The organism is Roseimaritima sediminicola (assembly GCF_009618275.1).
GTDB classification, from domain to species: Bacteria; Planctomycetota; Planctomycetia; order Pirellulales; family Pirellulaceae; genus Roseimaritima; species Roseimaritima sediminicola.
Window position 1 is genome coordinate 43,704 of sequence record NZ_WIAD01000042.1, and the last position, 8,325, is coordinate 52,028.

Here is an 8,325-nt window from a genome sequence, read left to right on the forward strand (position 1 = left end):
TAGCCCAATGCCATCTACTTTCACCATCGCTTGCGATTGAAGCGTTAGCGGAGCGGCGCAAGCCGCCCGGTGTGTGAAGGTTCGCGCCGCAAAACCGGACGGCTCGCGCCGTGCCGCTACAAAGGAAGTGGCATTGGGCGCTAGCCAACGGTTCCTACCCGCCCGCACCCCGTATCTCCCCCTCTCCCTCAAGGCGCGGCGAGCCTAAGCGAGCCAAGCCTTGAGGGAGAGGGGGTCGGGGGGTGAGGGTGCGACCGGGAGCTAGAGTCTAGTCATGCAGGCGATTCAGACCTATCCTCGAAAGCGGCAAAAGCCGGGACTCCAGCATCCCCAAAGTCTGGCGACGAGCAGCTACGAGCGCTGAAGTCCAGCCTTTAGGCGATTCGCGCCCTACCGGGCCGCTTGCCAAAACCGCTCGAACGCGGCGGTCAACTGCTCCAGCGGATAGGCGCAGAACGGATGCTCGCGGCTGGCCAGCAACTGCTGCTGCTTGACCCGCTCGGCCGTCTCCCCCAGCTCTCGGCTCAGCCTCTCACGAACGCCGTCCAGATGTCCGGCCAGACTTCGCGTGACGTCCTGCATCGCCCTGTGCCAGGCTCGCTTCTCGCCACGCTCGGGAACCGCGACCAACAACTCGCGGTGCCGCTCGAGCAGCTCTTCGGGCAGCGAAGCTTTTTCGGCAAAACGCTGCGGATTAAAACGCGTGTCGCGAAGCTGTGCCTTCAAGCGACGGATCGCTTGCTGGCCTTCACCGTTGGCCGCACCGGGCAACAGCACCGTGGCCGACAAGACCATGAAACGCGGCGGCTCGATCCCAAAGAACTGGCGGATGATCATATCGCCCAGCTGATCGTACTTGCCGCCGCCGATGCCATGCAGGAACAGGTCGCCCAGGATCAACCGCGAATACATCGTCGTGATCAAGGCCCGCGGCCGCAGTTTCAACCGCGACGATTGCCGCTGGAACAGCTGCTCGGCCGTTCGCGGGTTGTCCGGGTCGTTGTCGATCCGCAAACACAATTGATCCCGATCGGAAATTTCAATCTGGTCACCGGCCACGCGCACCCAGACCGGACGTCGCTCGGGCGCATCGTCACCGTAGATCCACAGCGGCGCCTCCAGCCATCCGTCCCGCTCGCCCAGCAACGGCACCGGATGCGCACTGCTGCGAATCCCATGTGCGGCTCGGTAGGCGAGTACCGACTCGTTGTAACAGTCGTGCAGCCGCGGTAGCTGGCCGATCAACCCGACCAGGAAAGCGGCGAAGGACGGCGTCCGGCAGACCACGCTCAGCGGCAGCTCCAACGTCTGCCAGCCCAGGTCCCCTTCCAGCGCGTGCCTCGCTCCGGCCAGTGCACAGCCGGTGTTCTCACAGCGATTGGCCGCCTGCCGGGCATGTCCCCACATCGCCTCCACTGCGGGCTCCGGCACCCAGGGCCGGACGGCGGCGGCCAGACGCCGATCGAAGGAATCGAACAGCGAGCGGTTGGCGATGCGATGCTGCTCCAGCGGCACACTCGGACCGGGATCGTCGTACGGCACCTGGGCCGCGACGACCGAACCGTCTTCGCTGCGGCTGGGTACGCGGACACTGCCGCTGCCGCGAAGGTCGTTGTCGACGACCAGATTGATGGGCGTGGCGCCGGCCTGCTGGGCCAGTCGCGAGAGCGCATGATTCTTGAACCAGACGCCGGGATGGAACAACTGTGGCTGGTGGCCCGCCAGGATGATCGAATCGGTTCCGCTCGGGCCGTCGTAATCGCGATACCGCCGCGTGTAATGCGTCGCCGCTCGCAGCAGTTCCTCGCGAGCCTGCCGGCGCAGCTCCGCAACGCCCAACCCCGAGAATTCGATGTCCCACAGAGCCGCCGACTGGCGGTTGTCTTGCAGCAATTGCTCGGCCAGGCGCAGCGGCGGATCGATCAGCACCGATCCATCGGTCCGAGGAACGCGGTAGGTTTGAAAGGTGGCTGGAGCGTGCAGGGTATTCATCCGAGCGAGTGGCTACAGAATCGGCTGCGGTTTGCGGGTAAAACGCGACCCTGGGCACACGCCGCGGCCATCGATTCTTCGATGATCTGATTGTAGTAGGCCAGCCGGGTTTCCGCATGGTCCAGCGAACCACCGAAAGATCGCTCCAGATCCAAATATATCAACGGCACGGGCAATTCGATGATACTCAAATCCGCCGCCGCCGCTTCGACCCACAACTGCAGCGGCATCGCATAGCCGGTTTCCGTGATCCGCATCCGTTGGAGAGCCGCCGTGCGGTAAGCTTTGAAGCCGCAGAAGCCGTCGGTCAACTCCAGCCCCAGACGCTTGTTCAACTGGGCCGTGATCTGCCGGTTGATGAACAATCGCTGCGCCGGCGGTTGGCTGTCGCCCTCGTAGCGTTTCAGGTAGCGGCTGCCCGAGACGATGTCCGCATTGCGGCCGGCTTCGATGAAGCGAGGAATCCGTTTCGGCTGGTGCTGGCCATCGCAGTCCAGCGTCACCAGCCCGTCAAAACCGTGCTCGATCGCATAGCCGAAGGCCGACTGCAGGGCCGCCCCGTAGCCCCGGTTCTCGCCGTGGGTCAGCACTCGGATGTCGTCGCGCCGCGCCAGGATCTCGCTGGTTCCATCGCTGCTGCCGTCGTCGACGACCAACACGTCGCCGACGTACTGCCGCACCTCGTCCAGCACACCGTCGACGTACCCGGCCTCGTTGTACACCGGCAACGCCGCCAGCCAACGCTCGCGTTTCTGTTCGCTACTGAAACTCAAAGCTCATCCCCAAATGTTTGTTTCGTCATTTCCAACCCGTCCTGCACCGCAAAACACCTTGTTTCCCATTCCTCCCCTCTCCCCCGAATCTTGGCGAGCCTAAGTGAGCCAGGAACGGCACACTCCGGCCCCCTTACCTTCCAATGGTGCAATTCGTGCGCCATCCGCCCGATACGGCCCGTCCAACGGATCGTCAGAATGGCCCCGGCCGAATTAATCCAGCGTGACCAGGGGATCGCGATCGTTGTCGCTGGGCCAGATGCTCAGCGAATCATGCAGGGCGGCCAGGCGTCCGGCCAGCTCTTCCATGGCAAAGCGTTCGCTAGCATAGTGTCCCAGCAGGACCAAGCCCACGCCACGCCCTTCGGCTTCGAGACAAGCGTGGAAGGTCGCTTCGCCGGTGACCAGACAATTGCAACCGCGGCGAGCGGCCGCATCCAGAAAACTGCCCCCGCTGCCGCAAGCCAGGGCGACTTTGCGGACCAGCATGTCGGGCGAACCGACCAGCCGCACCGCGGTGGCTCGCGTTTTGGCGGCCGCTTGCTTGGCGAGGTGTTTCAGCGTCGTGCCCTCGCCGGCTCGCCCCAACCGCCCTGCCCCGAGCATTTGAGCGGCGCTCTCCGATACCTCCCCGGCGCCGGTCGCCGAGTCGCCGGTCGCCGAGTCGCCGGTCGCCGAGTCGCCGGTGGAATGGGGGGGCAGAACCTGGGGCTGGATCGGGCCGACGTCGGTCAAGCCGAGGGCATCGGCCAACTGTTGATTGATGCCATCGGTGGCGGAGTCCCAAGCGGTATGGGCGCTGTACACCGCGACGCCGCCGCGGATCAGATCCCACAGCATGGCCCCGGCCACCGTGTCGCGGGTGATGCGGGCCAGCGGCTTGAAGGGCAGCGGATGATGGGCGACGATCAAATCCGCTTGCCTCTCGAGCGCCTCGGCGACCACCGCCGGCGTGATCGTCAGACAAACCATTACGCGTTCGACGCGAGCTCGGCGGTTGCCCACCAGCAGGCCCACATTGTCCCAGGATTCCGCCAGGGACAGCGGAGCCAGCTCGGCCAGGCTCTGGCAGAGTTGTTCGACGGTGACGGTCATCGATGCGGCACGTTCTGCGGCAAACCGCAGCCGAAAGAGGGCAGAGGCTAACGCGGAGCGATCATGCAGATCATTCGCCGGCCGTGCTGTTGCGGCGGCGTCTCCACCTTGCCGTACTCGCCCAGCGTCTCGATCACCGATTCCATGACCTTGCGGCCTTCTTCGATGTGCGCCATTTCCCGGCCGCGGAACAGAACCGAAACCTGGACCTTGTCCTTGTGCTTCAGGAACTTGATGGCTTGCCGCACGCGGGTATTGATATCCTCCTGGCCGGTCTTGGGCCGCAGGCGGATTTCCTTGGTCTTGTTATGCGAACCGCCCTGGTTCTTCTTCTTGTTCTTGTCGTACTTGTATTTGCCGTAATCCATGATTCGGCAAACCGGCGGGCGCTCCGTGGGGGCGACCTCGACCAGATCCAGGCCCGCATCTCGAGCCTTTTCGAGCGCATCTTCCGTCGGGATGATCCCCAACTGCTCGCCGTCGGCGTCGATAACGCGGATCGGAGTGATGCGGATTTGAGAATTGATTCGCGTCGAATCACGTTGGTCGTTTTGAGGGGGTCGTCGTGCCAGTGCCACCAAAAAGTCGCTCCTTGCCGGGTGGTGTTCCCAGCAAACCTTTGAGAAAATGCGAAATCTGCATCGGACTCGAATCACGCGCCGAGCCGCTTTCAGTCTGCTGTAAAAAACTGTTCAGTGCAAATCGCAGACCAATCACCGCAATACCTAGCACACCCGCAGACGGGTACGGACAGGGTTCCGGCAACTGCAGAGTATCGGTGGCGTGGAACCCCTAAGTCAACACAGTTTACGGGGTTTTTGCCGGTTTTGCAGCTTTTGCGCGGCTGCGCGGGCAGCAAAAATGTGAGCTGCCGGGTCTTGACGAACAGACAAACTCGTCGCAGACTACCGAACCCTCAAGCGATCAAGCCGCCCTTTGTGGCGGCAAAATAGCTGCCGCGGCTACAGCAGATTCCTTGCAGATCAGCGGGCGTGGCAACCGATTAAGAGGGAGCCACCGTTCGCGGCGCGAGCCTTACGCGGCAAGCGGCGGAAAACAAATCGGGCGATTAGCTCAGTTGGTTAGAGCGCCACGTTGACATCGTGGAGGTCACAGATTCGAATTCTGTATCGCCCACTCCCGAGACAACTCGAAAAGCCCCGCCGAACCCAGCGTTCCGCGGGGCTTTTTTCGTGCCCATCCCGCCCCACTCCACCCGTAGCCGATGTCGCCAGACTTTGGAGCAAAGTCCGTAGCTGAAGTCGCCAGACTCTGGAACAGAATCCGTAGCCGAAGTCGCCCGACTTTGGAACCACTGAGGCGCTTGGGCGAACGCTTCGGTTTTCAGGCATGAACTCACGGCAACCGAGGCGATCGCCTAAACTGGCGACGCGTGCATGCCCAGAGCGCAGCAACGCCCCCGCAACTCACGAATTCACTTGCAAATCCAATCCCGCAGCGGTACTCAAGAAGCAGGAGATCCGCAAAAACCGCAGGGAAGCGAACGACCAAATGGCATTGAAAAAATCAGAACTGTATTCGTCTCTTTGGGCTAGCTGCGACGAACTTCGCGGCGGGATGGATGCTAGTCAGTACAAGGACTACGTCCTGGTGCTGCTGTTCCTGAAATACATCTCCGACAAATATGCCGGCCAGCCCTTTGCCCCGATCACGATCCCCGAGGGCAGCGGCTTCGCGGCCATGACCCAGCTGAAGGGCAAACCCGACATCGGGGACCAGATCAACAAGAAGATCGTCGCGCCCCTGGTGGCAGCGAACGACCAGCTGGACCGCTCGGATTTCCCGGACTTCAACGAGTCCAGCAAGCTCGGCGATGGGAAAGAAAAATCGGAACGACTGAGCAACCTGATCGGCATCTTTGAAAGCGACGCCCTCGACTTCTCCAAGAACCGGGCCGATGGCGACGATATTCTGGGCGACGCCTACGAATACCTGATGCGGCATTTTGCGACCGAAAGCGGTAAGAGCAAGGGCCAGTTCTACACGCCGGCCGAAGTCAGCCGAATCATGGCCAAGATCATCGGCATTCATGATCGTCCCACCTCCAGCAACACCACGGTCTACGACCCGACCTGTGGTTCGGGATCGTTGCTATTAAAAGTCGGTGATGAAGCCGGCACGCAGGTCACCCTCAACGGCCAGGAGAAAGACTCGGCGACGAGCGGTCTGGCTCGGATGAACATGATCCTGCATAACAATCCCACGGCGTTGATCAAGCAGGGCAATACGCTCGCCGATCCAAAATTCCTGACCAACAACGTCGTCACCCAGTTTGACTACGTCGTCGCTAATCCGCCCTTCTCGGACAAGCGATGGAGCACGGGCGTAGATACGGAGAACGACCCGCACGAACGCTTCAAAGCCTTTGGCGTGCCGCCGGCCAAGCAAGGCGATTACGCCTATTTGCTTCACATCGTGCGGTCCCTCAAGAGCACGGGCACCGGGGCGTGCATTCTGCCCCACGGGGTGCTGTTCCGTGGCAACGCTGAAGCCGCGATTCGCAAGAACCTGATCCGCAAGGGTTACATCCAAGGTATCATCGGCCTGCCGCCCAACCTGTTTTACGGCACGGGCATCCCGGCTTGCATCATCGTCGTCGACAAACGCGAGGCCGCCGCGCGACGCGGCATCTTTATGGTCGACGCCTCGGCCGGTTTCATCAAAGACGGCCCGAAAAACCGTTTGCGGTCCCAAGACATCCACCGCATCGTCGACGTCTTCAACAATCAAATCGAAGTGGCCGGCTACTCCAAGATAGTCGGCTACGACGAGATCGAAAAGAACGAATACAACCTGAACCTGCCGCGTTACATCGACAGCGGCGAACAAGAAGACATCCAGGACATTTCGGCTCACCTGATCGGTGGCATCCCCGAGCGTGACATCGACACGCTATCGGCGTACTGGGAGGTCTGCCCATCACTCCGCACCGATCTTTTTTCCCATTGCCGCGATGGCTATCTGAATTTGACGGTCGACAAAGCCAACACCAAACAGGCCATTTACGACCATGCCGAATTCGCCGCCTTCATGCAGTCCATGGCGGACCATCATGAACTCTGGCGGGACCGCAGCGCGAAACGCCTGCGAAAACTGGAAGCCGGCTTCCAGCCCAAGCAGACCATCGGCGAACTCTCCGAAGACCTGCTGGAACACTACCGCGGCAAGCCGCTGATCAACCACTACGACGTGTACCAGCATTTGATGGACTACTGGTCTGAGACAATGCAGGACGACTGCTACGCGATCGCCGCCGAGGGCTGGGTCGCTAAACCGTATCGCATCGTGCAAAAGCTGAAAAACGGCAAGACAAAAGACAAGGGCTGGGCCTGCGACCTGATCCCCAAGCCCTACATCGTCGCCCGCTACTTCGCCGACGAGCAAGCCAAGATCGATGCCTTGGAAGCCGAGATCGAAACGGTGGCCTCCGCCTTGGACGAACTGGAAGAAGAACACTCCGGCGACGACGGGGCCTTTTCCGAGCTCGACAAGATCAACAAAGGCAACGTCTCCGCACGACTGAAAGAGCTCAAAACCAATGAGCCGCAGGGCGATAGCCCCGGTTCTTTGGACGAAGAAGCACTCGCCGAAATGGCGATCCTGAGGAAGTGGCAGACGTTGTACAACAAACAATCGAAACTGAATAAGGAAAAGAAGGAAGCCGAAAAGCAGCTCGACACGCTTGCCCACGAAAAGTACCCGGACCTGTCCATCGACGAAATCAAGTCGATCGTGATCGACGACAAGTGGATGACGGCAATCGCCCAAGACGTACGGGGCGAGATGGACCGGATAAGCAACACCCTCGCCACCCGCATCAAAGAGCTGGCCGATCGCTACGACACCCCGGTCAAAACGCTCTCACAGCGCGTGGTGGATTTGGAATCGAAAGTCAACGATCACCTCCGCAAAATGGGCTTTGAGCAAGAGCTGGAGGCGATGAAATGAGTTTAGAGAAGGCGGTCCCAGCCGGAGATGAAAGCCTGGATCGCTTGGTCAGGCTCTTCGAGCAGACGAACGAGTATTTCCAACAAAAATCGGCCCAGTCCATCAACCGCAACCTTGTCATTCGCAATTGGTTGCTGGGATGCTACATCGTCGAATTCGAGCAGCACGGAGCCGAGCGGGCTCGGCATGGCGAGGGGTTGATCAAGGGCTTGGCAAAGAAGCTGAAGGAAAAGCGTTTTCGCGGTGGTTCGTTGTCGAGCTTGAAACAGATTCGAGCGTTTTATTTGGCTAATCGCGAGATTGGCCAGACACCGTCTGGCTTTTTGAGCGACGCCAGCTCCAGCCCGGAAAATACGGCAATTTTGACCCGGGTCAGTGAGAGTTTGCCCCTTTCCTGGTCTCACTATGTCACGCTGCTCTCGATCGACGATCAGAGCGAACGTCGGTTTTACGAAATCGAAGCCAGCCAGAACAACTGGGGTGTCCGAGAACTCAA

General features: G+C 60.7%; 6 protein-coding genes and 1 tRNA gene. 3 read left to right on the forward strand and 4 right to left on the reverse strand.

All coding sequences use genetic code 11. The annotated features are described in order from the left end of the window. Nucleotides 1-390: 390 nt before the first annotated feature. The 4 genes from GE027_RS17340 to infC form a co-directional block, all read right to left on the reverse strand. Nucleotides 391-1,992: a hypothetical protein gene (locus tag GE027_RS17340; protein WP_153558480.1), complete on the reverse strand. Its 1,602-nt coding sequence runs from the start codon at nt 1,990-1,992 to the stop codon at nt 391-393. Further along, a complete protein-coding gene (locus GE027_RS17345) occupies nt 1,989-2,765 on the reverse strand; it encodes a glycosyltransferase family 2 protein (protein ID WP_153558481.1) in 777 nt (258 codons plus the stop codon). The genes GE027_RS17340 and GE027_RS17345 overlap by 4 nt, the downstream gene beginning before the upstream one ends. A gap of 213 nt (nt 2,766-2,978) precedes the next feature. Then, entirely contained in the window at nt 2,979-3,860 is an 882-nt protein-coding gene (locus GE027_RS17350) for a Nif3-like dinuclear metal center hexameric protein (protein ID WP_153558482.1), read from the reverse strand. Nucleotides 3,861-3,907: 47 nt separating this feature from the next. Beyond that, complete coding sequence (gene infC / locus GE027_RS17355) at nt 3,908-4,438, reverse strand: translation initiation factor IF-3 (protein WP_153558483.1); 531 nt, start codon at nt 4,436-4,438, stop codon at nt 3,908-3,910. Nucleotides 4,439-4,923: 485 nt separating this feature from the next. Here infC and GE027_RS17360 point away from each other — a divergent pair. The 3 genes from GE027_RS17360 to GE027_RS17370 form a co-directional block, all read left to right on the forward strand. Further along, nucleotides 4,924-4,997: transfer RNA gene (locus GE027_RS17360), tRNA-Val, on the forward strand. A 375-nt stretch (nt 4,998-5,372) separates the two neighbouring features. After that, on the forward strand, nt 5,373-7,829 hold the full coding sequence (locus tag GE027_RS17365; protein WP_153558484.1) for a type I restriction-modification system subunit M: 2,457 nt from the start codon (nt 5,373-5,375) through the stop codon (nt 7,827-7,829). Continuing rightward, nucleotides 7,826-8,325, forward strand: a 500-nt coding sequence (locus tag GE027_RS17370; RefSeq protein WP_153558485.1) for a DUF1016 N-terminal domain-containing protein, incomplete at its 3' end; no start/stop codon positions are given. The genes GE027_RS17365 and GE027_RS17370, both read left to right, overlap by 4 nt.

What these genes read in the sequence shown, in the direction of transcription:
- GE027_RS17340 (WP_153558480.1), bottom strand. Translation starts at nt 1,992, where the DNA reads ATGAATACCCTGCACGCTCCAGCCACCTTTCAAACCTACCGCGTTCCT.
- GE027_RS17350 (WP_153558482.1), bottom strand. Translation starts at nt 3,860, where the DNA reads ATGACCGTCACCGTCGAACAACTCTGCCAGAGCCTGGCCGAGCTGGCT.
- GE027_RS17365 (WP_153558484.1), top strand. Translation starts at nt 5,373, where the DNA reads ATGGCATTGAAAAAATCAGAACTGTATTCGTCTCTTTGGGCTAGCTGC.